This is a genomic window from Chitinivorax sp. B, assembly GCF_005503445.1.
Taxonomy (GTDB): domain Bacteria; phylum Pseudomonadota; class Gammaproteobacteria; order Burkholderiales; family SCOH01; genus Chitinivorax.
In genome coordinates, this window is record NZ_SCOH01000010.1 from 110,202 (window position 1) to 136,066 (window position 25,865).

Genomic DNA, 25,865 nt, shown 5'->3' on the forward strand with positions numbered 1-25,865 from the left:
TTTAACGATGTCAGAAGTAAAGCTGTATTTTGAAGATTTGAACCCAGGTCGCGTGTTCCATGGCGGCCCGGTCACCCTGGAAGCAGACGAACTGGTCGACTTTGCCCGCCAATATGATCCGCAGCCCTTCCACCTGACCGAAGCCGGTGGGTGTGCCAGCATCTTTGGCGGCTTGGTCGCCAGCGGCTGGCAAACCGCTGCGTTGACTATGCGCATGTTTGTCCACAGTGATCTGAAACGGGTTGCCAATGGCCTGATTGGCTTGCAAATCGACAAGCTGACCTTTCACCAACCAGTACGCCCGGGCGATACCTTGCAATCTGAATTTGATGTATTGAATCGCAAGCGCTCGCACTCCAAACCCGGGTTTGGCGTGGTGCACACTTGCTGGCGTACTTACAACCAACATGGCGACATGGTGATGAGCCTGGAGTGTGCCATCTGGGTTGCCACCCGCCCCTCAGGGGCTGCTGACGAGGTTTCTGTATGATATTGAACGATGAGCAGAAAATGATCCGCGACGCAGTTCGATCCTACTCGCAAGAGAAGCTGATCGTAACGGCCGGCCTACGCGACCAGACCCATGCCTTTCCCGCCGACGAATTGATCGAACTGGCAGAGATGGGCCTGATGGGCATGGTGGTGCCGACCGAACTGGGCGGTGCCGGTCTAGACTATGTCTCCACCGCGCTGGTGTTGGAAGAAGTGGCGGCGGGCGATGGCGCGTTGTCCACCATCATTTCCGTACAAAACTCAGTGGCCTGCGGGCCTATTCTGCAATTCGGTAACGATATCCAGAAAGAACGCTTTCTGAAGCCCTTGGCACGCGGCGACAAGCTGGGCTGCTTCTGCCTGACCGAGCCGCATGTCGGCTCGGATGCCGGGGCAATCAAAACCCGTGCAGTCCGCAGCGATGCCAACTTCCGCCTCAGTGGCACCAAGCAGTTCATCACTTCCGGCAAGAATGCCGATCTGGCCATTGTGATTGCGGTAACCGACCCATTGGCTGGTAAACGCGGTATCAGCGCCTTCATCGTCCCCACCGACACCCCAGGCTTTGTGGTGACCAAGGTGGAAGACAAGCTTGGCCAGCGCGGCTCAGACACCGCACAAATCGCATTTGACGACTGCGTTGTGCCTGCAGCCAATCTACTGGGCAAGGAAGGCGATGGTTACAAAATCGCGCTGGCCAATCTCGAATCCGGCCGCATCGGTATCGCCGCCCAATCGATCGGCATGGCCCGCTCTGCCTATGAATGTGCCATGCGCTATGCCAAGGAACGGGAGACCTTCGGCAAACCGATCTACGAACATCAGGCGGTACAGTTCCGCTTGGCTGAATGCGCAACGCAAATCGAAGCAGCGCGCCAGTTGGTATTGCATGCGGCTGCCTTGAAAGATGCCGGTGAGCCTTGCCTGAAAGAAGCCTCCATGGCCAAGCTGTTTGCATCCGAAATGGCGGAACGCGTGTGTTCCGATGCGCTGCAGACACTGGGTGGCTATGGTTACCTGACCGATTTCCCGGTCGAACGGATTTATCGCGATGTACGTGTCACCCAAATTTATGAGGGCACCAGCGATATACAGAAACTGGTGATTGCCCGCGAGATTGCCAAGGAGTTCTGATGATATCCGCCACTGCAGTCGACGCTTACCGTGCTGTTCAAGTCCGTGCCAAGTCCGTTCCCCTGCAGTTGGTCAATCAGATCACCCCTGACGATACCGAGTCCAGTATCGTCACCAAGGCGGAAACACTGCTAGCTGCTGTCGGCCTGACCGAAACCTGGTATTACCAATGTCCGGTACTGGTCCTGCTGGGTAGCCGCAGTTGTCGTTCCGAATCCGGCCGCACCTATATCCCGGCACGGGAACCGGTGGGCGACACCAATGTGATTACTGTCGATCTCAGCCCATCCGCTGGCCGAGTATGGGGTGATTGCGCCCGTACCATTTTCATGGAACAAGGCCGCCCCACGCTGGAACCGGCAACCAGTGAATTCCAGCACGGCATGGCAATGTTGCGCCGCCTGCATCAAGCCATGCAGCGGTTTGTCGAGCCCAATACCCAGTTTGGCGAGCTGTACGAATACGCCAACCATCAGATCATGGCCGCCGGTTACGAAAATCTCGATTTTCTTGGCAACGTTGGCCACAGCATTGCGACACGGCGCGAAGAGCGCCTGTTTATCGAAGCGCACAACTCGGCGCGGCTGGACGAAGCGCCGTTCTTTACCTTTGAACCTCATATCCGTCGGGTTGGCGGCAAATGGGGCTTCAAATACGAAAACATCTATTACTTTGACCAGCACGGCCAGGCGACCGAGCTTTGACAGCGATAACAGTGATGTCCACCTCCATGAATACAATAAAGAACACCATCAACGCCCGATCCGATGTCTTCCGCCAGAACCGGCAAGCCATGCAGACCCTAGTAGCAGACTTGCGTGCCAAAGTGGCCCAGATCCGCCAGGGTGGCGGTGAAGAAGCCCGCCAGAAACACGTTGCCCGCGGCAAGCTATTACCACGTGACCGGGTCCGTGCACTGCTCGACCCCGGTTCGCCATTTCTGGAACTGTCGCAACTGGCGGCTTGGGACCAGCACGACAATCAGGTGCCGGCAGCCGGCATCATCGCGGGTATCGGGCGGGTATCCGGTGTGGAATGCATGATCATCGCCAACGATGCCACGGTAAAAGGTGGCACTTATTACCCGATTACCGTGAAAAAACACCTGCGGGCGCAGGAGATTGCTGCATTCAACCGCTTGCCCTGCATTGCGCTGGTTGATTCCGGAGGGGCGAATCTACCCAATCAGGATGAAGTATTTCCGGATCGTGACCACTTTGGCCGCATTTTCTTCAATCAGGCCAATCTATCTGCACAAGGGGTGCCACAGATTGCGTGTGTTATGGGCTCCTGCACGGCCGGTGGTGCCTATGTGCCGGCGATGTCGGATTACTCCATCATCGTCAAGAAACAGGGCACCATCTTCCTGGCAGGCCCGCCCTTGGTGAAAGCCGCCACGGGCGAGGTGGTCAGCGCGGAAGATCTGGGTGGGGCAGATATTCACGCCCGGATATCCGGCGTATCCGACTACTATGCACACAACGACCGCCACGCCTTGAGCCTGGCCCGCCGTGTGGTCGCTAATCTGAACTGGAAAAAACCAGCCCAGCTGGCCACCAAACAAGTGGAAGCGCCGTTGTATCCAGTCGATGAACTGTATGGCATCGTCCCCTCCGATCTGAAGAAACCATTCGATATCCGCCAGGTAATTGCTCGTATTGTCGACGGCAGCCGCTTCGACGAATTCAAGGAGCTATATGGCACCACGCTGGTGTGTGGCTTTGCCCATATCTACGGTTACCCGGTGGGCATTCTGGCCAACAATGGCGTGCTGTTCTCGGAAAGCGCACTGAAAGGCGCGCATTTCGTGGAGCTGTGCTCACAACGCGGCATCCCACTGGTGTTTCTACAGAACATCACTGGATTCATGGTCGGCAGCAAATATGAATCGGGCGGTATCGCCAAGGATGGTGCCAAGTTGGTAACAGCCGTGGCCACCACCAAGGTGCCGAAATTCACCATGATCATTGGCGGCAGCTTTGGCGCCGGCAATTACGGCATGTGTGGCCGGGCTTACAGCCCGCGCTTTTTGTGGATGTGGCCCAATGCCCGTATTTCGGTCATGGGGGGCGAACAGGCTGCAGGGGTCATGGCCCAGGTCCGTAAGGATTCACTGGAGAAACAGGGTAAAACACTCAGCGCCGATGAAGAAGAAAAGATCAAGGCGCCGATTCGTAATCAGTTCGAAGAGCAGGCCCACCCCTACTATGCCAGCTCCCGGCTGTGGGACGATGGCATCATTGACCCGGCGGATACCCGCATGGTGCTGGGCTTAGCGATTTCGGCATCACTGAATGCGCCGATTGAAGAGACCCAATTCGGCCTGTTCAGGATGTAAGCGAGGACATGCCCATGGCCAATGAATACGACTTCCCACCGCTTGGCCCGATCTTTGGCCTGCCAACGCGGTGGACAACCGATCAGTTACAGTTTGTGCAAGCCACGCCCGCCGATGTGCCCGTAATGCAGGCTCTGTTCAATTCCAACGCCATGCTGGCCGATGTCGACCCCAGCTTCGGCGACTGGCCGATTGAAGTGTACGATGAGCTGGTCGCCCAGCAGAACGAGGGTAAGGAACTGACCACACCGTTTGGTGTGCGGTTGATCAAGCTGCTGGATGGCGCTGCAATCGGCTACGTACATTACCGCTTCAACGCCCCCAGCGATGGCGTGTTCAATATCTCCATGTTCGTGCTGGGGCATGCCTTTCAGGGCAAGCAATATGGCCGGTTGGCGCTGACTGCCCTGACAGAACAGGTACGGAAGGATGTGCGTATCCACAGCGCCTATGCAGAAGTTTATATCAACAACGATAGTGCATTGAGTTTCTGGTTTCGCCAGGGGTTTGACCGCATCATGCGGAAACGCTCGCGTGAAGATCATGGCCAAACATTCCGCAGCATGATTCTTTGCCGATCACTGAAGGAGTAAGCCATGACTGACGCCGTACTCGTTTCCATCGATGACCGTGGTGTGGCCGAGCTGCGCCTGAACCGCGCTGAACTGCACAACGCCTTTGACGATAGCTTGATCCGGGAGCTGACTCACCAGTTGCAGACCTTGCAGAGCAACCCTGTGGTGCGCGTACTGGTGTTGTCGGCAGAGGGTAAGAGCTTCTCTGCCGGGGCCGACCTGAACTGGATGAAGCGCATGGCCAACTACAGCGAAGCGCAAAATCTGGCCGATGCCATGGATCTGGCTGGATTGATGCATACCCTGCATTGTTTGCGCGTCCCCACCATTGCCCGGGTCCAGGGTGCGGCTTTTGGCGGCGGCGTGGGCCTGGTGGCCTGCTGCGACATGGTCGTCGCCAGTGATAGCGCCAGCTTCTGCCTGTCCGAAGTCAAACTGGGGTTGATCCCGGCCGTGATCAGCCCTTATGTAATCGGAAAATTGAGCGCCAGCCAGGCCCGTCGTTATTTTTTGACAGCTGAACGCTTTGATGCAGTCACCGCGCAGCGCCTGGGTTTGGTACATGAAGTGGTTGCCGCTGACCAGTTGGATGATCAGGTCAACAACTGGATCAAACTATTGCTGGCAAATGGACCACACGCCATTGCAGCCGCCAAGAGCCTGATTGAACGGGTCAGCCACGCGCCGATCGATGAAACGTTGATTCACGATACCGCTCAGCGTATCGCCAATATCCGTGCCAGTCAGGAAGGCAAGGAAGGGTTGAGCGCTTTTTTGGAGAAACGCCCTCCCGCTTGGGTAAAACAATAGCATTCGATGTTGGAGCAAGTGCCAAAGGCACTTGCTCCAACTTAATCTGCATACTGGCCCGCCCATTCACAGGCACCACCTGAACACGCTCGAAGTGCACCCCATACAACAGCGTATCGGGCATTTGATACGACGCCCCGATAGCCAACAACACCAGACAGGCCCGCAGCCTGCTCAGAGGATGGAAAGTAAGACATGTTCGACAAGATTCTGATCGCCAACCGCGGTGAAATCGCCTGCCGCGTGATCCATACTGCCAAAAAACTCGGCATTCGCACGGTAGCCGTCTATTCTGAAGCCGATGCACAAGCCCGCCATGTCAAACTGGCCGATGAAGCTTGGCTGCTGGGCCCGGCCGCCCCCAAAGCCTCCTACCTACTCGGTGACAAGCTGATCGAGATCGCCAAGGCCACGGGTGCGCAAGCCATTCATCCAGGCTACGGCTTTTTGTCCGAAAACGAGGAATTTGCCGCCGCCTGTGAAGCCGCTGGTGTGGTGTTCATTGGTCCGCCAGCCAGCAGTATTGCTGCCATGGGCTCCAAATCCGCTGCCAAGCAATTAATGGAACGTGCCTTGGTGCCGTTGGTGCCCGGCTATCACGGTGACGATCAAGACCCGGCACTGCTAGCACGTGAAACAGAGCGGATCGGCTTCCCGGTGCTGATCAAGGCCAGTGCCGGCGGCGGCGGCAAAGGCATGAAAATTGTCGAGCGAGCAGAAGACTTTGCCGCACAGCTGGCATCCGCCCAGCGCGAAGCGCTGGCCTCGTTCGGCGACGATAAGGTATTGGTTGAAAAATACCTGACCAAACCACGCCACGTGGAAATCCAGGTGTTTGCCGATCAGCACGAAAACTGTGTGTACCTGTTCGAACGCGATTGCTCGGTACAACGCCGTCACCAGAAAGTGCTGGAAGAAGCCCCTGCCCCAGGTATGAGTGAAGAACGCCGCCGCCAGATGGGTGAAGCCGCCTGCAATGCAGCACGTGCCATCGGTTATGTTGGCGCAGGTACGGTGGAATTCATTCTGGATACGTTGACTGGCGAGTTCTATTTCATGGAAATGAACACCCGCCTGCAAGTCGAACACCCGGTTACCGAAATGATCACCGGCCAGGATCTGGTGGAATGGCAATTACGTGTGGCCGATGGCGAACGCCTGCCATTGCTACAGGAAGAATTACACATACATGGTCATGCGCTGGAAGCCCGCATCTATGCCGAAGACCCCGCGAAGGACTTCCTCCCGGCGATTGGTCATTTGCATGTGTTGCGGACACCACAGGTCAGCCAGACTATCCGTATCGACAGTGGTGTAGTCGAAGGCGATGAAATAAGCCCTTATTATGACCCGATGATTGCCAAGCTGATTGTGTGGGGAGAAGACCGCCCAGCCGCATTGCGGCGTATGCGTCAAGCCTTATCCGAGTACCGCATTGTCGGCTTGACCACCAATGTGGACTTTCTCGCCACCACTGTCGCCCACCCGGCTTTTGCCACTGGCAATGTCGACACCGGCCTGATCGCACGCCATCGTGCGGAGTTGATCCCGGCCGAGCAAGCAGTCAGCCACGATTTGCTTGCGATTGCCAGTCTGGCCGAACTAGCCGAAATCACCCGCCTAGCTGCGTTGCGACGTGCACAATCCAACGATCCAACCTCGCCCTGGAATGACGCTGCTGGTTGGCGCCTGAATGAAGCCACCCATACCGAGTTGCATTTTAGAGACACGTCCGGGGACCGGATTGCACTTGCACATTATCGATGTGACGGATTTATCATTGAAATTGAAGGAGAATCCATCGCTTGCAAATTATTACAAGAATCGCATGGTCAACTTCGGTTCGATCTGAACGGGCGCCAGTTGACGGCCGACGTGATTCGCCATGAAAATGAACTGCACCTGTTCGTATTCGGCCGGCATCATGTTCTGCAACGCTTCGACCCTGTGCTGGATGGGTTGGACGAGCAAGATGACACTGGCAGCTTGCGCGCTCCCATGCCAGGTACCGTGGTTGCCGTGCTGGTAACAGCCGGCCAGACCGTTGAAAAGGGTCAGCCACTGATCGTGCTGGAGGCGATGAAGATGGAGCACACCATTGCCGCGCCAGCTGCCGGCTTGGTCACGGAATTGCTCTATCAGGTCGGAGAACGGGTGAATGAAGGTACTGAACTGATCCTACTCAACACAGAAACGTAATCGATGGCCCTCCCAACCCGCGTCAAGATTGTCGAAGTTGGCCCGCGTGACGGCTTGCAGAACGAAGCTGCCACCATCCCTACCGATATCAAGCTCACGCTGATCGATATGCTGGGCGCGGCCGGCATCAGCACCATTGAGGCTACCGCCTTCGTCTCACCCAAATGGGTACCGCAAATGGCGGATCAGAGCGATGTCATGCGTGGCCTGAAACGTCGCCCTCATGTCACCTACCCTGCGCTGGTACCGAATATGAAAGGCTTTGAAGCCGCGCTGGAGGCAGGCTGTGAAGAAATCGCCGTCTTCACTGCTGCCAGTGAAAGTTTTTGCAAGAAAAACATCAACTGTTCCATTGATGAAAGCTTTGACCGCTTTGCACCAGTGATTGAAGCCGCGCTGGACCGTAATATGAAAGTCCGTGGCTATATTTCCTGCGTGTTGGGTTGCCCTTACGAAGGCGAAATCAAGCCACCGGCCGTGGCAGAGGTCGCCCGTCGCCTGCACCAGATGGGCTGCTACGAAATTTCGCTGGGTGACACCATCGGCGTCGGCACGCCGCTGGCAGCAAAGAAAATGGTCGAAGCCGTCGCCAGACTGGTTCCGCTCAAGCATCTGGCAGCGCACTTTCACGACACCTATGGCCAAGCCATGGCCAACCTGTTTGCGGTCATGGAACTGGGTATTGCCACTATCGACAGTTCCATCGCCGGCCTGGGCGGTTGCCCTTATGCCAAGGGTGCCAGCGGCAATGTCGCGACTGAAGATGTGGTCTACATGCTGCAAGGCATGGGCCGTGAAACCGGGGTGGACCTGAACAAGCTGATCGATGCATCGGCTTATATCAGCGGGTATCTGAAGCGTCCGATTTCATCCAAAGTAGCCATTGCCATGCTGGCCAAACGTGGTTGATCGACACTCGTGACTGATTGGTATGGCCGGATAGGCACTGCATGTCTGGGGCTGCTTGCAGGGTTGATCTACGGTGTGATTCTGGCTGGCGCCGCGTTTTTGATCGTCGGAGGCCCTTTCTCAGGCACCATCATCTTTTGGGCTGCCCTGGTCAGCATGATCATCGGTTTCATTTGGGGCAACCTTGTTGGTGAAGCCCTGTTAGCCCTGATGCACTTTTTGATGGGTCTGGCCAGCGGGCTGGACGAACACGACCGAATGCCATTGCCAGATGCCACAGGCTATTTGCGTGTCATTGGTATCTTAGGCTTTGTCGCCGGGTTGGCACTGGGTTTCGCCTACTACTGGTAGCATACGCCACCAGCGGCACTTATCATTCAGACTACTATTCCTACCGAGCCAACCCATGCCTTCTTCCCAGCTTTATATCGGCCTGATGTCCGGCACCAGCCTGGATGGCGTGGATGCAGCCCTGGTGGATTTCGCCTCAGGCCAACCTCAACTGTTGGGTACCCACTATATCCCCTACCCAGCCACACTGGTCGACGCCTTATTGGCGATTCACCATAGTGGGCAGGATGAACTGCACCGTGCCGCCATGCTCGCCAATCAACTGTCGCAGCATTACGCCGAAGCAGTACATGGCTTGCTCAACAAGACAAAGCGCACGGCTGGCGATATTGTCGCCATTGGCAACCATGGACAAACCATCCGCCATCGGCCGGAACTCGGCTATACCCTGCAATTGGGTAACCATGCGCTATTGGCAGAACTGACCCAGATCGATGTCATCGCCGACTTCCGTAGTCGGGATATCGCTGCCGGCGGCCAAGGGGCGCCGTTGGTGCCTGCCTTTCATCAAGGCGTCTTCGCCAAGGCGGGTGAAACCCGTGCAGTATTGAATATCGGCGGTATTGCCAATTTGACCTTGCTGGCAGCCAACGGCAGCGTCAAAGGGTTCGACACTGGCCCAGGTAATCTGCTGATGAATGCCTGGATTCAGCAGCACCAACAACAGCCCTATGACGCCAATGGTACCTGGGCGGCTCAGGGCCAGGTCATCCCCGCATTGCTGGACGCCATGCTGGTACACCGCTATTTCCACAGCCCATTACCGAAAAGTACTGGTCGAGATCTGTTCAATATGGCGTGGTTACAGCAACAAGGAGCCGATCAGTACTCCCCCGTCGATGTGCAAGCGACCTTGTTGGCGCTGACAGCCCACAGCATCGTCCATTCGCTGAAGTTACACGCGCCTGACTGCACGACGCTGTATGTATGTGGTGGTGGCGCGCACAACGCAACACTACTAGCAACCTTGCGTGATCTGCTACCCAACACTGCGGTGCAACTGTCCGATACAGTCGGGATCGGTGCCGACTGGATGGAAGCCATTGCCTTTGCCTGGTTGGCCTATCGCTTTCAACATCGCTTGCCAGGAAATCTGCCGGAAGCCACCGGCGCCAAAGGGCCAAGACAGCTTGGGGTATTGTATCCGCGGTAGATTGATACCTACCATACAAAAAAAGACGATTAGTACTGAAATTTAACACCCACTAATCCCCGTGCGCACGTTGAGCCGTTTCATCAGCCTTGGCTGCTATACTCCGACAAATCAGATTTCAGGAGCATGTCATGTCCGGTGGCCAGTTTTCGTTGATGAAAACCAGACGGTTTCTTCCGTTGTTTGTCACCCAATTCTTCGGGGCCTTCAACGATAACTTGCTGAAAAACTCAGTTGTAGTGTTGATCAGTTTTCATGGCATGCGGCTGTTTGGACTGGAACCGGAGCTGACCATTCAACTGACCGCAGCTCTTTTCATTCTGCCGTTCTTCCTGTTCTCGGCTACGTCTGGCCAACTCTGTGAAAAATATGACAAGGCTCGGGTGGCCCGGTTTGTCAAGCAGCTGGAAATCGCCATCATGGTCATCGCCGCCATGGGTTTCACATTGGAAAACGGCTTGATCCTGATGAGTACCATCTTCCTGATGGGTGTCCATTCCACACTGTTTGGTCCATTGAAGTATTCGGTTCTTCCGCAATACCTGCGCAATGACGAACTGGTTGGTGGCAACGGGTTGATCGAGATGGGCACGTTTGTGTCGATCATTCTCGGTCAGGTTGCCGGCACGGTGCTGATTGATCAATTCGACAGTCGGCTAGCCATCATGGTGGCATTGATGTTGTGCGCAATTGTTGGCTACGTGGCTGCACGTCAGATGCCACCGGCCCCCAGTGGAGTGCCGGATCTGAAAGTCGATTTCAATTTCATCCGCCAGACCTTTGCCATCATTGGTCATGCCAAGCAGAATCGTTCCGTATGGCTGTCATTGCTGGGTATTTCCTGGTTCTGGTTTCTGGGCGCCATCTATTTGTCCAAACTGCCCACTTACGCATCAGAAGTATTGGGCGGAAAGGCCAGCGTATATACGCTGCTGATGACCTTGTTTTCGCTGGGTGTCGGGCTGGGTTCCGTGCTGTGTGAAAAGCTATCCGGCCGCAAGGTGGAGCTGGGCCTGGTGCCTTTTGGTTCAATCGGCTTATGCCTGTTCGGAATCGATCTCTACTTTGCCACACCCGCCAAGGCATTGGTGCCCATGGGCTGGCTGGATTTCATCAGCACCCCGTCGCACTGGCGACTGATGGCCGACTTTGCACTGATCGGAATTTTTGGCGGTTTTTACATTGTGCCGCTGTATGCCTTGATTCAGTCACGTTCCGAGCCCAATTTCCGGTCACGGGCCATTGCGGCCAACAACATCCTCAACTCACTGTTCATGGTTGTTTCCGCAATCTTTGCCGGCGTGCTGGCTGCCGTCAAGGTTGATATTCCAACCGTATTGTTGATTGCAGCACTATTGAATATTCTGGTAGCGCTATACATCTATTCACTGCTACCGGAATTCCTGATGCGTTTCGTGGTGTGGATATTGACCCACACCATGTACCGTGTCACCCGGACTGGCCTGGAGAATATTCCGGATGAAGGCCCATGTGTACTGGTGTGCAATCATGTCAGTTTCATGGATGCACTGATCATCGCTGGTGCCTGCCGTCGCCCGGTCCGGTTCGTGATGGATCACCAGATCTTCAAGATTCCCATTATCAGCTTCGTGTTTCGTACGGCACGAGCTATCCCCATTGCGCCAGCAAAAGAGGACCCAGAGATGAAAAACCGCGCGTTCGATAAGGTGGCGGAAGAGCTGGCGGCCGGTGAGGTAGTATGTATCTTTCCTGAGGGCAAGATCACTTACGACGGGGAGATCAACCCATTCCGCAGCGGTATTGATGACATCATCAAACGTACGCCAGTACCTGTGGTTCCAATGGCCTTGCGCGGCATGTGGGGTAGCTTTTTCAGCCGTAAGCATGGTGCCGCCATGCAACGCATTCCGCGCCGATTCTGGTCGAAGATCGAACTGATTGCAGACAAGCCCGTACCGGCAGAACAAGTAAGCGCAGCCAGCTTGCAGGCACAAGTCACGGCCATGCGGGGGGAGTGGAAGTAACATTCATCAGCAAACTGGGTACGGGTATCACCCCCCACCCAGCAATAAGAGTAACTACTCTAACTCATGTTATACTCGCGCGACACCTTTGTCTGCCGCATGGAGTAACGCATGTCGCCGTTGAAACTCACAACCCTGGCTGCTTCCCTGTCCTTGGTACTGGCTGCATGCCAGGGCGGAGCCGGTGGTGGCGACAGCGGGGGAAATACACCAGCTCCCACACCGACGCCTTCCCCGTCACAACCGACTTCGGGCACAGTCAGCGGTACAGTTGCCCTAGGCGTACCCGTGGCTAACGCCACCGTCTTGATGAAAGCACGGGATGCCAGTGGCAATCTGATCAATGCGCAAGGCGTGCTGACCGACGCCAATGGCAATTACACCATCCAGGCCAGCAGCGCTTTCAAACCGCCCTATCTATTGCAAGCCACAGCAATTGTGGCGGGACAAATCCGGGTGATGCATTCGTTAAGCATGGACGAATTGTCAGCGAACCGTACCAACCTGACCGCCAACATCACCCCGCTGACCGATACACTATATGCCGCCACAATCGGCAGTGAGCCCCAACCAGCGTTTGCCAATCCTGATTTCAGTGCCTACAACTACGCCACCTTGCTGGGTGCGCAATTGACCTTGCGCAATAAACTGGCCCCGTTGCTCAAGTTGGCCGACATCGATTCACCAGACAATATCGACCTGATCCGTTCAACCTTTTCGGCCAACCACAGCGGCATCGATAAAGTCCTGGATGTAATCAGCGTCACGCCATCGACTGACTGGAAGCACCTGGCGATTGCCAATAAAGCCGATCCGGATCGAGTGGTGGTTTTCGACACCCAGTCCAAGACCGCTACGGGCACGTTTGAAACTGCTACGCCGCTCCAACCCGCCGTCTTGCCGGCTGAGCTGTCTACAATCCAATCGTTCGTCATTGCACTGAATAGCCTGTTTTCCAAAGGTTTACCCAGCACCAGCCAGCTGAATGACATCATCGACAACAACTATCTAAACGATGGTACCAATGCCGCCACGCTACGCGGTCTGTTACTGGATTCCGCCAACAGCAGTGCCACATTCAAACTGGAAAACCTGACTGACATCACCCGAGATCAAGCCAGTGGCCGCTACCGGATTGGTGTGGTGATCAAGGTGACGGATACGGCAGGCAACAATACTTTACAGACCACTGCCATCAGCTATTTCCCCGCCTCCAATTTATGGAAGTTTGTTGGCAATGGCCGCAATACCCGCATTGATCTGGCGACCTTCTATGCCCAGCGCTATGACTTCAATGGCAACCCGCTCGCCAATAGAGACCGTGGTGCGGGGCTGATTCTACGCATTGAAAACAGCCATACACTGGGCATGGATCGAGTGATCGTCAAAGGGCCTGGGATTGGTGCCAATGGACTGACGTTGCATACCAGCGCAGCCGCCAATTGCGGGGTTTTCAGTATCAAAACCAAAACCTGCCAGACCTGGTACGAATTTGAACAACCAGAACAGATTCCGTTTGAGCCCAATTCGCAAACGCCCAAATATTTCAACTACACCTATCAAGTCGAGTTCTATCGTAATCCGTCAGACATCACTGCCAGTGTTACCTATCCAGTACGACTGATTGCACAACCACTGGTTGTCGCCAACCATCGCGAACCGGTCATGCAAGTCCCTGGCACCATTAACAGCGCCAACGGACAAACCAGCACACCGACCCTGCCAGCGTTCAAGACCTATGCCGCCGGCGAATTACCGGTGTATTGGTCGCTGCGCAATCCCAGCGTGACCGATAACCAGCTGACGTTCAGCCTGGGGATACAATTCCTCAGTTGCGATATCAGTAGCGTACGTCATGTCCAGACTGTCGAATTTGCCCGTTATCAAGACCAACAAGGCAATCGACAGCAGATTTTCACGACAGACAAAGCACAGATTCGCCCAGAGCAATCGCAGTTCGTCTTGTTCAACGATGGGGTAGGTGTCAATGGTGTGGTCCATCGCGAATTGCAATTGGCAACGCAGGACAACCATGGCCGCATCTTCTTGACCCAATACCAGGATACCAGTGCTAATTCCTGCGGCATCTGATGACTAATCATCCTCACAGGCAAGGTATGGCGTAACATCGCCATGTATCTTGCCAACAAATAGTTCTATACGTTTGTCCTGCAACCAGCTACAACAACACTTGCAGCCGCCCGCGCATTAGGAGTTCTGCCGATGCGCGACCTTGCGCTTGATTGATAAACTAACGCACCATGCAAAACAATCTCGATAAAACCCGGCGCGATGAACTGATCGATGCCGCATCCCACCTGTTTCGCAGCCAAGGCTACGAACGCACGACCGTTCGGGATCTTGCCCAAGCCGTCGGCATGCAATCCGGCAGCCTGTTCTACCACTTCAAGAACAAGGCCGAAATTCTGGAAGCCGTGATGGCCAAAGGTGTAGCCGACATTACCGCCATTGCCGAGACAGCCCTGGAAGGGGTCACTGAACCCAAGGAAAAATTGCGCCGCCTGGTCACCAGCCACCTGACCGCCTTGCTTGGCAGCAGCCAGCATGCGCTGGAAGTGTTGCTGTACGAGTGGCACAGCCTGTCGCCGGAGGCCCGCGACCGCATCGTCGAACTACGTGACCGCTATGAAACATTGTGGCAAAACGTACTGGATGAAGCCGCCAACGCAGGCTTGGTGCATCCGGATACCGCCTTTCTACGCAAGATGATGTTCGGTAGCCTCAACTGGACTGTCCAGTGGTACCGCCCAGGCGGCACCATGACGATCGAGGCACTGGGCGAGCGCATGCTCAACCTGATTCTGCGCGACTGATTGCTGGTGGCCTGCCGTAACGCAGGCCCCCTCTCGCCGTGTCGCACAAGGCACGTCATAATAGGCATCGTTACCTACCCGTGAAGATGCCATGTCCAATCTCCCATTCCCTGAACTGTCCCCGGTTGAAATCCGCATTCTGGGTGTGCTGGCGGAAAAACAGCGCACCGTGCCCGACACTTACCCGCTCTCACTGAATACGTTGATGTCTGGCTGCAACCAGAAAACCAGCCGTGACCCGATCATGGAATTGAGTGAGTCTGACATCGCCGAAGCGCTGGACACCCTGCGCCAGCGTACGCTGGTCATCGAGTCCAGTGGGGGGCGTGTTGCACGCTATGCTCACAATCTCGACCGCACCTTGCAGATTCCACCACAGTCGTTGGCTGTCATGACCACACTGATGCTACGTGGCCCACAGACAGCTGGCGAAATCCGTCTGAACAGTGAACGCCTACATCGTTTCTCCGATATCTCGTCGGTTGAAGGCTTCCTTAACGAATTGGCAGAACGCAGTGCTGGTGCATTGGTAAAAGAACTGCCACGCCAGCCCGGTTCGCGTGAGAATCGCTGGGCACATCTGCTGGGGGGTGAACCGGTTGTGGAAGCATCAGCCACCAATCAGGATGCGGTACCGAGTGGTAGTGAAATGACGCGACTCAAGGCGGAAGTTGCCGAGCTACGCGACACGGTATCCAGCCTGCAAGCACAGCTCGAACACATCAAGCGTGAATTGGGCATCTGATCCCAGGGTTGCTACCTTTCGTCACCTGACATTGCAGGAATAGTGCGGCTATTGATGATTGATCCAAGCCAGAACCGCATTGTTCTTGCAGCCTGTCTATCATTCAGATACCGCTGATTCCATTCGGATGGCGCACCTTGCCCGGTATCAGCTACCTCCTCCAGCCAGTCCTGGCTGACAATACATCAAGCACAATCTTGCGTCAGTCATGCCATGCTTCATGGCTAGTTGCTAATTTGGCGATATGAAAGCGCATGTACTAGCTTGATAGCAAACGCAAAGAACCTGACCACACCAAGGCCGTTTGACTGAATGTCACCCTGCCCCTTGAGCCATGGTTCAACTTGTTTGGCCTCACCCAATCATCAGGCGAGAACGCCGACACCATCCGGATTCCCGCCCCTCACCCTGCCTATTGTCAGCAGTCGCCTACGAATCGGCGCACAACAGGGTTTACCCATTGGGATGACGACATACCAGCATCCTGGCTGTCCTCCCTACTTCCAGCCAATGCTCAGGTATTGCGAGGATTACAACTCATCTCGTTGCTCACCAGAGCAAAGGAGACCCAAGCCGCTTCCTGCTTTCAACCATCGGATCAACAGCACCAGCTGATTGGACTGTACTTTTTGCCATGTCATTTCCTGCGGCGTCAAGCAGCACCATTGATGCCCATGGCTCACACGCCAACCTGAAAGGAACGACCATGAAATCAAGGCCACGGACTCAACGAATTCTGATCACACTTGGAATCACACTGTGCCTCGGTACGGTGCTGATCGGTGCGGTCAAGGATGATTTCGACAGTTTGGTCAAACGCTTGCAGCAAGAAAAGCCGACCTATGCCAAACGCCATCAGACACTACTGGTGGAACGCTATGATTTGTCGGACCGCCCCGCCACCGGGGTCGCCATGTCGCGTGGCAAGCCCGTTCAGGAAGGCGTTCGGGTAAAATTACCTCAGGGCATGACCTGGGACAAACTGGCCGCCATGTCACCCGAAGAAATCAAGGAAAAGAACCTCTGGCCTGCCGGCTTTTACCCATTGCCCCATCCACACCATGAAGCCGGTGGCATGGTTTTCCCGCAACCGTTGATTGACGAAACCAAACGTCAGACCAACCGTGACCTGACCCGGTTCGATCTCGACTTTGATCTGCCACAGCATTTGTTGCCCGAATTCCCGGCACCGATTTTTCTGACGACTCGCCCAGATCTGGGTGATGTTTCGCAAGGGCAACTCGTTACCCTCGACAATTTCAACGAACTCTTCAAGGAAGTACTCAATCCGAAGCAGTTGGAAGGCTTGCGTTTGCTGGTGACACCATTTCCCCAAGCCCAATTCAATGCCACAGCCGATCGCCGGAGCCTGCGGCCGCATCAAGGTGTGTCCTGTTTCGACTGCCATGCCAATGGCCATACCAATGCTGCCACCCACACCGTGGGTGACATCCGCCCGAATGAACATCGGCACCGCATCGATACCCCATCCTTACGCGGCGTGAATATACAGCAACTGTTCGGTTCGCAACGGGCCTTGAAAACCGTTGAGGACTTTACAGAATTCGAACAACGTGCCGCTTATTTCGATGGAGATCCAGAACAGGCACAGCGCAAAGGGGTAAACATTCTAGAGCGGGGCAGTCAGGTACATTTCATGGCGGAATTCCAGGCATTACTTGATTTCCCCCCCGCACCCAAACTGACAATTCTGGGCGAACTGAATACGGAGAAAGCCACCGCCAGCGAGCTGCGTGGCGAAGCCATTTTCTCAGGGAAAGGCCTGTGTGTATCCTGCCACACACCACCTTATTACACCGACAATCTGATGCACAACCTGCGTGCAGAACGCTTCTACAAAGAACGTATGATCAACGGCCGCAAAGCCTCTGCCGATGGTCCGATCAAGACTTTCCCACTACGCGGTATCAAGGATTCACCGCCATACCTGCATGATGATCGATTGATGACACTGGAGGACACCGTTGAGTTCTTCAATCTGGTATTGGAATTGAAACTGAACGAGCAGGAAAAACAAGATTTGGTGGCATTCATGCGTACCTTATAAAGCACCACAATCTTTACAGCCTGTTCATGACCCAACTGTGGGGGCGGATGTGCGATTCAACATCCGCCCCTCGCGCATCACCCATGAGGATCGTGAACAGGTTCTCAGGCAAACCGTAGAAACAGGCTTGGCTCAAAAGGCAACACCTCGGCCCTCCCCTCATCTGCTTTCAAACGCGATGCGAAGAGCACTGAACCCATTTTACCGTTATCGCAAACTAGCTCTTGTCAGTGAGCAGTTCATGAATGTCCTTGAAAATGTCATCCCATTCATGATCATCCATCTTCATCAAACCGAAAAAGCGCAACATGAAAGCCCCTTCTGTTGCCAGAAAAGCCAAGCGAGCGCGCCGACCAGCCTGATTTGCCAGATCTAGCCCATCAATCCGGCTTTGGTACCAATCCCTCGTACTATCAAGGTATTCCGGCGTCTGGATCAGCGCCGCCATCAGGCTGGCAGCCTTGGTGCTGGCGTGATCGTCTGACCGCTGGGTGGCCACGACATGCGCACGGACTTTGCCTACTGGTGTGGCATCGGCTCCGGCCACTTCACTGAACAGCATTTCATACGCTTTGCTCCAACGTTCAAATAGCGCATCAATCAATGCATCCTTGCTGCCAAAACAATACTGCACCCCACCTTTTGAAATACCGACCGCCTTCGCCACCCCATCCAAGGTCAACCCAGCTGTGCCGGACTTGGTGATCAAGACTTCTGCTGCATCCAGCACCTTATCCCGGTCGATGGTTTTATTACGTCCCATATGAAATACCTATTTTAAATCCGTCTGGATGGATTTATATTATCACACGTGTTTTAAAAAGACGTTCGCTGATCCACCCCGCTATATGACCGGCTCACGAACGCCATCCAAGGTGAAATCATGTATGCAAAAAACCGCTGGGTTGTATTGGGTATTGTCTCCAGCACACTCTTTCTGATTCTGATTGACATGACGGTGCTATACACCGCGCTGCCAACATTGGTCCGTGAGCTGGGGGCATCTGCTTCGGAAAAGCTATGGATCGTGAATGCCTACCCGTTGGCAGTAGCCGGCTTACTCCCTAGCACAGGGCTACTCAGTGATCGATTCGGACATAAAAAGCTATTCATGCTTGGCTTACCCGTGTTTGGGCTGACTTCTTTACTGGCTGCCTATTCGCCCACCGCCTCGTTGCTGATTGTATCGCGTGTCTTGCTGGCCATTGGTGCCGCCATGATGATGCCAGCGACCCTGGCCATTGTCCGCTTTGTGTTTGAAGATGAACGCGAACGGGCACTGGCAATCGGCATCTGGGCGGCAGTTGCATCCAGCAGTGCTGCACTGGGGCCAGTGATTGGTGGGTTATTACTGGAATACTTCTGGTGGGGATCGGTGTTTCTGGTCAACGTCCCCATTGTGCTACTCGTGCTGCCAATTGCGTTCTGGCAAATCCCTCATTGCGGTGGGCAGGCCAAACGCCCGCTGGACCTGATTGGCTCAGTACAGGTCATGGCCGGCCTGATTGCAACCATCTATGCCATTAAAACACTGGGCCACCAGCGCCCAGACTGGCTGGTCATCATAATCTCTGCCACCACGGGCATAGGTTTGCTATGGCTATTTGCACGCCGCCAACTGCGGCTGCGAGCCCCAATGATCGACTTCACTTTATTCAGGAATCGGCGCTTTACCGCGGGCATTGTGACGGCCTTAACGACCACGCTGGCCATTGTTGGGTTGGAGCTGGTACTGAGCCAACGCTTGCAATTGGTATTGGGCCTGTCACCACTGTCAGCCGCGCTGCTGCTTTTACCAATTTCGATTGCCGCCATGGTGGCTGGCCCGCTAACAGGCTTGGCCATTCCAACATTGGGGGAACGACACATCATGTGGTTGGGGCTATTACTGGCCGGGCTGGGGGCGGCAGGATTGGCCATCAGTCATCAAGCGCCACTGACGATACAGATTGCTTGCCTGGTCGTGTTTGGCTTTACCGTCGACAGCGCCATCACTGCTGCTTCAACTGCCATGCTGCTTAGCGTAAGAGAAGATCAAGCAGGTATGGCAGCATCAATAGAAGATATCTCCTATGAACTGGGTGGCGTATTGGGAGTGGCATTGCTGGGAAGCATCATGACCCTGGTTTACTCGCTATCCTTTCGCTTGCCACCGGGGCTGGAAGCTCCAACTATCGTACGGGACAGTCTCGATGAAGCGTTGCTGATCGCCACCAGTCTTGCCCCGGAACAGGCTGCGGCGCTGAGTCAATTTGCCAAAATGGCATTCGACCACGCATTTGTTGCGGTCACATTTGTCACATCCAGCTTGCTGATTGCGGCAGCCGTCATGGTCCGATCGATCATGCCTGAGCATGCCTGTACTGGCTACCACACAGCTGGCAACACCCTGAATACACCAGCGAGGAAGACAGCATGACAACCGCTCACCTATATCTGTGGGGGTAATGCAACAACTAACCGGCAAAATCAGGGATACCCGTCTATGCTGTGGCTAGACACAATCGGCCTGCGGTGTGCAGCGCAGGCCATCGGGTCGATTGCGTCTAGCAATACTCCCAACATCATGGGCACAACGTCAGCATCACCCATGTGCGGTACCCGGCATGCAACGCCATCGGCTTGCCTGCCACCTGCATCCGCAATCCATTTCCAACATCTTGTCATTGAGGAAAACGTTATGAACGTGACCGCTGAACAGGTTTTGGCTGGACAGGCTGTGTATAGCAAACGGGTATTGAGCGTGTATGACTTCATGGTACTGGGTCTGTCATGCCGGCTAGCCTGGAAATGCCCTTCGCCCAGGTTGCTTGAACATTACAATGACCATATCAGTACCAATCATCTCGATGTTGGGGCCGGTACCGGCTACTTCCCCGCCCATTGCCAATTCCCCACCACAGCCCCACGCGTGGCATTGATGGACTTGAACCGTACCGCGCTTGAATTTGCCTCACGTCGCATCGTGCACTACCAACCCGAGACCTATGTTCGTAACATCCTCGCCCCCATTTGGCTCGATGCCCCACGTTTTGATTCAATCGCGCTCAACTATGTATTGCATTGCCTGCCTGGCACCATGGCATCAAAAGCGATTGTCTTCGATCATTTGAAAGCATTGATGAACCCGCATGCCGTCTTGTTTGGCTCAACCTTGTTGCAAGGTGATACCCCACGCAATGCCCTGGCCAAAAAGCTGATGGACCTCTACAACCGCAAGGGTGTGTTCTGCAATACACATGACACCTTGCCAGAACTTGAAAAGGCGCTTAGCCAACGTTTCAGGATGGTATCGATCAAAATCATCGGCTGCGCCGCTCTGTTTGCGGCACGCGTATAACATCCCTCATCAACGGGCTGATGAGCTGGTACCTCCTCAGCCTGCCCCTATCAGCGAATACCGGCCTTGCATCGTTGAGATCAGCCACGTATCGTCTCCAGATTGAGCCTTTCTATTGAAAAATCCATGTCAATACGTGCGCTATATTTCACCCTTGTCATTCTGATCTTCATCACCGAAGTCGCCATTGCACTGGGCCTGGGTGGACCATTTGTTCGCGGTAGCGTAGGCGACATCCTGGTCATCGGGCTGGTGTATTACTTCCTACGCGGGATTGGCCGTTATGCCCCCCGCCCCACCCTGATTCAGGCACTAGTCATCGGCTATGTTGTGGAAGGCCTACAAGCCATTCACTTGGCTGACTTGCTCGGTCTACAAAAGGGCGGCGTGTTGTATACCGTTATCGGGAATACCTTCACGGTGTCCGATCTGGTCATGTACACCATCGGCGGCATCCTGGCGTATGGGATCGATATTGCAGTACTGATTCCACGCCAAACAATCAAGCCACAATCAACATAGCCACTGGCTCTGACTCAATATGCCCACCCAGCCGATTTCGCTGCAAGCCCTGTCCCACGACAATTTCGATACCGTCGTCAAACTGCAGGTTCATCCCGCGCAACGCCACTTTGTGGCCAACAACGACAACACCATTGCCAAAGCTTACCTGGATCACGATGCTGTCCTGTTGCGTGTGATCTGTACCGAGAACCAGCCTGTTGGTTTACTGGCTTGCTGGTGTGTACCCAGCCAGCAGCAATTTCATCTGTTACGTTTCATGATCGATGCCCAATACCAAAGCCTGGGATATGGCCAAGCGGCAATCAGATTGTTATTGGACGAATTGCGCGAACAACATGACGCTACCGCGGTCACACTGTATTACCGCGAAGGCCCTGGCTCACCACGGCCGTTCTACGAAAAACTGGGATTCAGTGACACAGGCGAGCGTGATGGTGACGAATTCATCATGCGCATCCAACTGAGCACTGAGTGACAAAGATCTTCTAATCGAATTAAGGCCTTCTATGATCGACGCACTGGAAAAAATGCTCAACGGCCCACGTGACGGCGCCCTGCTCCGTTTCTCGCTCGGCAATGCCTATCTGCAAGCCGAACAGCCAGCCAAAGCCGCGGAATATTATCGCGATGCAGTCACTCGTGACCCGAACTACTCCGCTGCCTGGAAAGGGCTGGGCAAGGCCTTGACCGCCGCCGGCCAGCCAGAAGCCGCACTGGAAGCCTATCAACAAGGCATTGTGGTGGCGGAAACCCGCGGGGATAAGCAAGCGGCCAAGGAAATGACCGTGTTTGCCAAACGACTGACCAAGGCCCTCACACCGCCCACCGCCGAATAAAAGACGCTACGTTAAGCCGCTGCTTAAGGTTGTCCACAGGGACGAATCGATAAGCGGTGCATTGTGTTGCTCGTGGCGCCGGCAGCTCAACCGTGATGGCATGCTCTACTGAGCCAGGGTTTTATTTCGGACTTCGATAATAGCTTCACTGAATTTACGCGGCTCAGCGAAGAAAGCGAAGTGGCCGGTATTATTGATGACGACAGACTGCTTCATTGGTGCGTGCAGCGCTTTCGTATAGTTTTCAATCAGGGAAAGCGGAGTGACCCGATCATGCTCGCCGGTGACAAAAAATATGGGCACTTGAAATCCGGAAGCGGCATCAGGGACCTTCAGCTTCCAGAAGCCCAATCCTTCGTTATCCGCAAATTGGCGTAGCGAGAATGACCCACCCCTGACAAACCTGCTGATGTCCATCAGTGAATACTCTTTCGCCGTCAATAATGCTTTTACGAATGGGGATGGCCCTGTTTCATTATCAAGCATGCCGCCATACTCCCACAGCCAGGAATACTTGGCATTCATTCCATTTTCGGTGTCTTTGTATGGTGGATACCCGATCTCATTCAGTTGTTTGAGCGCCTTCTCATTGCCATCGGCCTTTGCGCGCTCAGTAACGAAATCGTGCGAGAGCTGTTCTTGCTTCACAAGATCGATCATTTGCCCAGCACCGATATAAGCATACAAATTCTCGGGGTGATGCTTTGCCTCAACAATGCCAAGGTAGCTACCCCAGGAATGCCCGAGCAGATAGATCTTGTCACGGTTGAATTGCTGACGGAGCAGCAGCACCAACTCGTGCGTGTCTGCATGAAACTGGTTCACGGTCATCGACCCTGGCGGGGTATCAGGAAAGGACTTTCCACTCCCGCGCTGATCCCACTGAACAACGACAAAATGTTTCTCTAATTCGTGCTGGAATTTATGTGCCAAACCGATATAGGGGCTCCCCGGTCCGCCATGTAGAAACAACAGTATCGGATTTGATTTGTTGGCGCCGCGAACGAGTAGCCATTGCTGATGGCCTCCCAACGTCACTGGCTCCAAATACGCGATCCCATCTGGATCGATTCGGCCTGCGGAGGCTGTAAACGATTTGGTTCCCGAGGAACAACCTTGCAGCAACATCCCAAATGCAACCAAGAGTGAACCGAGCGCGGACGATTTCATGTCTTGTGTGGCCTAACGAATAATTGGAACTTCTCCATCCCGAGGCGGCGGCAGAAGCCGGAAAAAGAAACACCTGTAACGATGGAATTTTCACACTTCATCAGCTACCCCGCAGAAGGAAGATGCCTGGCTATTATTACGGCTGCAATCGGCCTCGCCAAGCAGTTATTTACTGACTACAACCCGCCAGAAGCCGCGCTGGAAGCCTATCAACAAAGTATTGTGGTGGCACACTGTAGGGATAAGCAAACATCCATGGAAATGAAAGTGCGTGCCAAAAGGCGAACCAAAGCCCTCACGCCACCTGTTGTCGAGCAACCATCCCAGCCAACAACGTCATATGGCCAGCTCACCCAACGTGTCACGACGATGCACCATCAAACCTGTTCTGCCCGACGTAATTGATTCGGCAAGGGTATGGCCATCTGGATAGTCCCCACCGTTCTGCCGGCGGAAAGGAATAGGCACCTCGTCAAAAAGCTGGGTCAGGCGGGCCCGCCACACTTCTTTGGCGGCAGCGATACCAGCGGCAGTGATACGCCCAGTCCCATACACCGCGTGGGTTGGCAGCACATCCATACCGGTGTAAAACAGATTACCGTGGGTGATGGGAAACAACAGCGCTTCCAACTGGCCGTTGATACCATAAGCGGTGTAATCCGCAGCGGGCCCACCCACCATGACAGACAGCATCGCCCGCTTGCCTTTCAGTATTCCGTCTCCGTAACGGTAGCGATTACCTTCGTTCTTGTAGCCATAAGCAAACCCATAAGCGTAGACCCGGTCAATCCAGCCTTTAAGGATAGCGGGCATACCAAACCACCAAAGCGGAAACAGGAAAATCACCGCATCCGCAGCAAGCAGCTTTTGCTGTTCTGCCACGACATCATCAGTTTGCTGCCCAGTGCTGTAAGCATGGCCAGACTCGGTAATCAAAGACAAGCGATCAGGCTCGATACGATCTGGAAAGTCGCATGCATCAAACACCGTTTTCCAACCCATACCGTATAAATCCGACAACATCACATCGCAACCTTGCGCTTGCAGGGTCTGCTGCGCCACCGCCACAAACTGACTGGTCAACGACGTGGGTTCAGGGTGGGCATAAACAATCAATACATTCTTTTGCATGGCACTTCCAATGAGGTGGGTACAGGTCTCCCAGTCTGACAAGCGCCATGATATAAGTGAAATTACACTATTTACTTTCTACTATTTCCCCTATGGATACCAAACGGCTTGACCTCAACCTGCTGGTCACACTGGAAGCATTACTGGCAGAGCAGAACGTCACCAAAGCAGCGGCTCGACTGAACCTCAGCCAGCCAGCAGTCAGTGCACAGCTGAACCGCCTCAGGAACATGTTCGGTGATCCATTGCTCATTCCTGCCCAGCGCGGAATGCTGCCTACCGCCAAAGCAATCCAGCTGATTGAACCGCTGCAACATGCCCTGAACCAGGTTCGCACCACCATTACCACCCATCAGGACTTTGACCCCGCCCAAGCCACAATGACAGTTTGCCTGGCAGGCACCGATTATCTGCAAACAGCCGTGATTCTCCCATTAGCTAAGCAACTTCGGCAGCAAGCCCCCGGCATCAAGGTCGCCATACGTAATCTGGACCCCGCACAGATGGCAATTCAGTTGGAAAAGGGCGACGTCGATCTGGCGTTGCTATCACCGGAGATCGCGCCAAACCATCTCTACACACGGCACCTGTTTAACGAACGGTATGTCCTGATTGGCCGGCGGAATCACCCACGCTTACGGGATGGCATCACCTTGGAAGAATACGCAGGCTTGGAACACGTCATCGTATCCCTCAATGGCGGCAACTTCGTCAGTTCGGTCGACAGTGCTTTGGCAAAACTGGGGCACACACGCAACGTTGCGCTGTCCGCCGCATCCTTCTTGTTTGTGCCAGAGATCGTCAAGCAATCTGACTTTGTATCCTTGGTACCCCAACGGCTTATCCAAAGCCATGTCGATCAATTGAAAGTGGTCGAATTCCCCATGCTGGCGGAAGAATTTGCAGTCGGCATGGTGTGGCATGCCCGGAACCACGAACACACAGCCCAGCGCTGGCTCCGTGACACGATTGTACGGCTGATGCAAATGAAGCCTGAACGGTCTGCGGTTGGGTGACTTTAAAAACCCTCCGTTGCGACAAATGGGGAGCAAGTGTTGACGGACATGATCCCCTTTCTGATGGCTCGTGATCACTTTGCGGCTTCATCAGAGGCGGCTTACTGGTCATCTGATGCGCGATCATTTGGCGCCGGTTCGCCCTAAGCGGACAAAATACAGCATGCACTACAATGTCGGGACTAAACAACTATAGATCGACCTCTGGCGAATGACTGTTTCGCCGCGGCCTA

The 25,865-nt window shown here is 54.6% G+C and carries 24 protein-coding genes; 21 read left to right on the forward strand and 3 right to left on the reverse strand.

From position 1 onward, the window contains the following. The first annotated feature begins 7 nt into the window (after positions 1-7). From FFS57_RS08525 to FFS57_RS08595, 15 genes are all read left to right on the forward strand, one after another. Positions 8-490: a MaoC family dehydratase gene (locus FFS57_RS08525; protein ID WP_137937355.1), complete on the forward strand. Its 483-nt coding sequence runs from the start codon at positions 8-10 to the stop codon at positions 488-490. Further along, the gene (locus FFS57_RS08530) at positions 487-1,626 is read left to right on the forward strand and encodes an acyl-CoA dehydrogenase family protein (RefSeq protein ID WP_137937356.1); all 1,140 of its coding nucleotides are present in this window, start codon (positions 487-489) and stop codon (positions 1,624-1,626) included. Before FFS57_RS08525 ends, FFS57_RS08530 begins: the two co-directional genes overlap by 4 nt. Then, a complete protein-coding gene (locus tag FFS57_RS08535) occupies positions 1,626-2,330 on the forward strand; it encodes a M24 family metallopeptidase (protein WP_137937357.1) in 705 nt (234 codons plus the stop codon). The genes FFS57_RS08530 and FFS57_RS08535 overlap by 1 nt, the downstream gene beginning before the upstream one ends. A 26-nt stretch (positions 2,331-2,356) precedes the next feature. Continuing rightward, a complete protein-coding gene (locus FFS57_RS08540; protein WP_137937358.1) occupies positions 2,357-3,964 on the forward strand; it encodes a carboxyl transferase domain-containing protein in 1,608 nt (535 codons plus the stop codon). A 14-nt stretch (positions 3,965-3,978) separates the two neighbouring features. Next, positions 3,979-4,557 carry a GNAT family N-acetyltransferase gene (locus FFS57_RS08545; RefSeq protein ID WP_171013762.1) on the forward strand — a complete coding sequence of 193 codons (579 nt, stop codon included), beginning with the start codon at positions 3,979-3,981 and terminating at the stop codon, positions 4,555-4,557. A 3-nt stretch (positions 4,558-4,560) separates the two neighbouring features. Beyond that, on the forward strand, positions 4,561-5,349 hold the full coding sequence (locus tag FFS57_RS08550) for an enoyl-CoA hydratase/isomerase family protein (protein ID WP_137937360.1): 789 nt from the start codon (positions 4,561-4,563) through the stop codon (positions 5,347-5,349). A gap of 195 nt (positions 5,350-5,544) precedes the next feature. Then, positions 5,545-7,548, forward strand: a complete 2,004-nt coding sequence (locus FFS57_RS08555; protein ID WP_137937361.1) for an acetyl-CoA carboxylase biotin carboxylase subunit — start codon at positions 5,545-5,547, stop codon at positions 7,546-7,548. Positions 7,549-7,551: 3 nt separating this feature from the next. Next, positions 7,552-8,457, forward strand: a complete 906-nt coding sequence (locus FFS57_RS08560; RefSeq protein WP_137937362.1) for a hydroxymethylglutaryl-CoA lyase — start codon at positions 7,552-7,554, stop codon at positions 8,455-8,457. A 9-nt stretch (positions 8,458-8,466) separates the two neighbouring features. Continuing rightward, a complete protein-coding gene (locus FFS57_RS08565; protein WP_137937363.1) occupies positions 8,467-8,808 on the forward strand; it encodes a hypothetical protein in 342 nt (113 codons plus the stop codon). A gap of 55 nt (positions 8,809-8,863) precedes the next feature. Next, the gene (locus FFS57_RS08570) at positions 8,864-9,961 is read left to right on the forward strand and encodes an anhydro-N-acetylmuramic acid kinase (RefSeq protein ID WP_137937364.1); all 1,098 of its coding nucleotides are present in this window, start codon (positions 8,864-8,866) and stop codon (positions 9,959-9,961) included. 131 nt (positions 9,962-10,092) lie between these two features. Then, a complete protein-coding gene (locus FFS57_RS08575) occupies positions 10,093-11,967 on the forward strand; it encodes an MFS transporter (protein WP_137937365.1) in 1,875 nt (624 codons plus the stop codon). A gap of 111 nt (positions 11,968-12,078) precedes the next feature. Continuing rightward, on the forward strand, positions 12,079-14,058 hold the full coding sequence (locus FFS57_RS08580; RefSeq protein WP_137937366.1) for a carboxypeptidase-like regulatory domain-containing protein: 1,980 nt from the start codon (positions 12,079-12,081) through the stop codon (positions 14,056-14,058). A gap of 170 nt (positions 14,059-14,228) precedes the next feature. Then, positions 14,229-14,801 carry a TetR/AcrR family transcriptional regulator gene (locus FFS57_RS08585; protein ID WP_137937367.1) on the forward strand — a complete coding sequence of 191 codons (573 nt, stop codon included), beginning with the start codon at positions 14,229-14,231 and terminating at the stop codon, positions 14,799-14,801. Between the two features lie 91 nt (positions 14,802-14,892). After that, positions 14,893-15,546: a YceH family protein gene (locus FFS57_RS08590; protein WP_137937368.1), complete on the forward strand. Its 654-nt coding sequence runs from the start codon at positions 14,893-14,895 to the stop codon at positions 15,544-15,546. A 706-nt stretch (positions 15,547-16,252) separates the two neighbouring features. Further along, a complete protein-coding gene (locus FFS57_RS08595; protein ID WP_171013764.1) occupies positions 16,253-17,614 on the forward strand; it encodes a cytochrome B6 in 1,362 nt (453 codons plus the stop codon). Between the two features lie 217 nt (positions 17,615-17,831). Here the strand turns inward: FFS57_RS08595 and FFS57_RS08600 are convergent, their stop codons facing one another. Beyond that, a complete protein-coding gene (locus tag FFS57_RS08600) occupies positions 17,832-18,377 on the reverse strand; it encodes a TetR/AcrR family transcriptional regulator (RefSeq protein WP_137937369.1) in 546 nt (181 codons plus the stop codon). A gap of 120 nt (positions 18,378-18,497) precedes the next feature. On the opposite strand from FFS57_RS08600, the gene FFS57_RS08605 reads away from it, so the two are divergent. The 5 genes from FFS57_RS08605 to FFS57_RS08625 all read left to right on the forward strand — a co-directional run bounded on the left by FFS57_RS08605 (position 18,498) and on the right by FFS57_RS08625 (position 22,315). Then, entirely contained in the window at positions 18,498-20,033 is a 1,536-nt protein-coding gene (locus FFS57_RS08605) for an MFS transporter (protein WP_137937370.1), read from the forward strand. A 261-nt stretch (positions 20,034-20,294) separates the two neighbouring features. After that, positions 20,295-20,954: a class I SAM-dependent methyltransferase gene (locus FFS57_RS08610; protein WP_137937371.1), complete on the forward strand. Its 660-nt coding sequence runs from the start codon at positions 20,295-20,297 to the stop codon at positions 20,952-20,954. Between the two features lie 126 nt (positions 20,955-21,080). Further along, the gene (locus tag FFS57_RS08615) at positions 21,081-21,476 is read left to right on the forward strand and encodes a ribosomal maturation YjgA family protein (protein WP_137937372.1); all 396 of its coding nucleotides are present in this window, start codon (positions 21,081-21,083) and stop codon (positions 21,474-21,476) included. Positions 21,477-21,495: 19 nt separating this feature from the next. Beyond that, on the forward strand, positions 21,496-21,954 hold the full coding sequence (locus tag FFS57_RS08620) for a GNAT family N-acetyltransferase (RefSeq protein ID WP_137937373.1): 459 nt from the start codon (positions 21,496-21,498) through the stop codon (positions 21,952-21,954). Between the two features lie 31 nt (positions 21,955-21,985). Further along, on the forward strand, positions 21,986-22,315 hold the full coding sequence (locus tag FFS57_RS08625; protein WP_137937374.1) for a tetratricopeptide repeat protein: 330 nt from the start codon (positions 21,986-21,988) through the stop codon (positions 22,313-22,315). Between the two features lie 105 nt (positions 22,316-22,420). Here FFS57_RS08625 and FFS57_RS08630 read toward each other — a convergent pair whose 3' ends face one another. Together FFS57_RS08630 and FFS57_RS08635 are read right to left on the reverse strand one after the other, a co-directional pair. After that, on the reverse strand, positions 22,421-23,485 hold the full coding sequence (locus tag FFS57_RS08630; RefSeq protein WP_137937375.1) for an alpha/beta fold hydrolase: 1,065 nt from the start codon (positions 23,483-23,485) through the stop codon (positions 22,421-22,423). 336 nt (positions 23,486-23,821) lie between these two features. Then, on the reverse strand, positions 23,822-24,616 hold the full coding sequence (locus FFS57_RS08635) for an NAD(P)H-dependent oxidoreductase (protein ID WP_137937376.1): 795 nt from the start codon (positions 24,614-24,616) through the stop codon (positions 23,822-23,824). A 92-nt stretch (positions 24,617-24,708) separates the two neighbouring features. On the opposite strand from FFS57_RS08635, the gene FFS57_RS08640 reads away from it, so the two are divergent. After that, a complete protein-coding gene (locus FFS57_RS08640; protein ID WP_137937377.1) occupies positions 24,709-25,632 on the forward strand; it encodes a LysR family transcriptional regulator in 924 nt (307 codons plus the stop codon). Positions 25,633-25,865 lie beyond the last annotated feature (233 nt).

Excerpts from the sequence above, each read along its gene's own strand:
- FFS57_RS08540 (WP_137937358.1), top strand. The coding sequence starts at position 2,357 with ATGAATACAATAAAGAACACCATCAACGCCCGATCCGATGTCTTCCGC.
- FFS57_RS08570 (WP_137937364.1), top strand. The coding sequence starts at position 8,864 with ATGCCTTCTTCCCAGCTTTATATCGGCCTGATGTCCGGCACCAGCCTG.
- FFS57_RS08530 (WP_137937356.1), top strand. The coding sequence starts at position 487 with ATGATATTGAACGATGAGCAGAAAATGATCCGCGACGCAGTTCGATCC.
- FFS57_RS08575 (WP_137937365.1), top strand. The coding sequence starts at position 10,093 with ATGTCCGGTGGCCAGTTTTCGTTGATGAAAACCAGACGGTTTCTTCCG.
- FFS57_RS08600 (WP_137937369.1), bottom strand. The coding sequence starts at position 18,377 with ATGGGACGTAATAAAACCATCGACCGGGATAAGGTGCTGGATGCAGCA.
- FFS57_RS08560 (WP_137937362.1), top strand. The coding sequence starts at position 7,552 with ATGGCCCTCCCAACCCGCGTCAAGATTGTCGAAGTTGGCCCGCGTGAC.
- FFS57_RS08625 (WP_137937374.1), top strand. The coding sequence starts at position 21,986 with ATGATCGACGCACTGGAAAAAATGCTCAACGGCCCACGTGACGGCGCC.
- FFS57_RS08640 (WP_137937377.1), top strand. The coding sequence starts at position 24,709 with ATGGATACCAAACGGCTTGACCTCAACCTGCTGGTCACACTGGAAGCA.
- FFS57_RS08555 (WP_137937361.1), top strand. The coding sequence starts at position 5,545 with ATGTTCGACAAGATTCTGATCGCCAACCGCGGTGAAATCGCCTGCCGC.
- FFS57_RS08595 (WP_171013764.1), top strand. The coding sequence starts at position 16,253 with ATGAAATCAAGGCCACGGACTCAACGAATTCTGATCACACTTGGAATC.
- FFS57_RS08580 (WP_137937366.1), top strand. The coding sequence starts at position 12,079 with ATGTCGCCGTTGAAACTCACAACCCTGGCTGCTTCCCTGTCCTTGGTA.
- FFS57_RS08615 (WP_137937372.1), top strand. The coding sequence starts at position 21,081 with ATGTCAATACGTGCGCTATATTTCACCCTTGTCATTCTGATCTTCATC.
- FFS57_RS08525 (WP_137937355.1), top strand. The coding sequence starts at position 8 with ATGTCAGAAGTAAAGCTGTATTTTGAAGATTTGAACCCAGGTCGCGTG.
- FFS57_RS08620 (WP_137937373.1), top strand. The coding sequence starts at position 21,496 with ATGCCCACCCAGCCGATTTCGCTGCAAGCCCTGTCCCACGACAATTTC.
- FFS57_RS08585 (WP_137937367.1), top strand. The coding sequence starts at position 14,229 with ATGCAAAACAATCTCGATAAAACCCGGCGCGATGAACTGATCGATGCC.
- FFS57_RS08535 (WP_137937357.1), top strand. The coding sequence starts at position 1,626 with ATGATATCCGCCACTGCAGTCGACGCTTACCGTGCTGTTCAAGTCCGT.
- FFS57_RS08605 (WP_137937370.1), top strand. The coding sequence starts at position 18,498 with ATGTATGCAAAAAACCGCTGGGTTGTATTGGGTATTGTCTCCAGCACA.
- FFS57_RS08550 (WP_137937360.1), top strand. The coding sequence starts at position 4,561 with ATGACTGACGCCGTACTCGTTTCCATCGATGACCGTGGTGTGGCCGAG.
- FFS57_RS08630 (WP_137937375.1), bottom strand. The coding sequence starts at position 23,485 with ATGAAATCGTCCGCGCTCGGTTCACTCTTGGTTGCATTTGGGATGTTG.
- FFS57_RS08610 (WP_137937371.1), top strand. The coding sequence starts at position 20,295 with ATGAACGTGACCGCTGAACAGGTTTTGGCTGGACAGGCTGTGTATAGC.
- FFS57_RS08590 (WP_137937368.1), top strand. The coding sequence starts at position 14,893 with ATGTCCAATCTCCCATTCCCTGAACTGTCCCCGGTTGAAATCCGCATT.
- FFS57_RS08635 (WP_137937376.1), bottom strand. The coding sequence starts at position 24,616 with ATGCAAAAGAATGTATTGATTGTTTATGCCCACCCTGAACCCACGTCG.
- FFS57_RS08545 (WP_171013762.1), top strand. The coding sequence starts at position 3,979 with ATGGCCAATGAATACGACTTCCCACCGCTTGGCCCGATCTTTGGCCTG.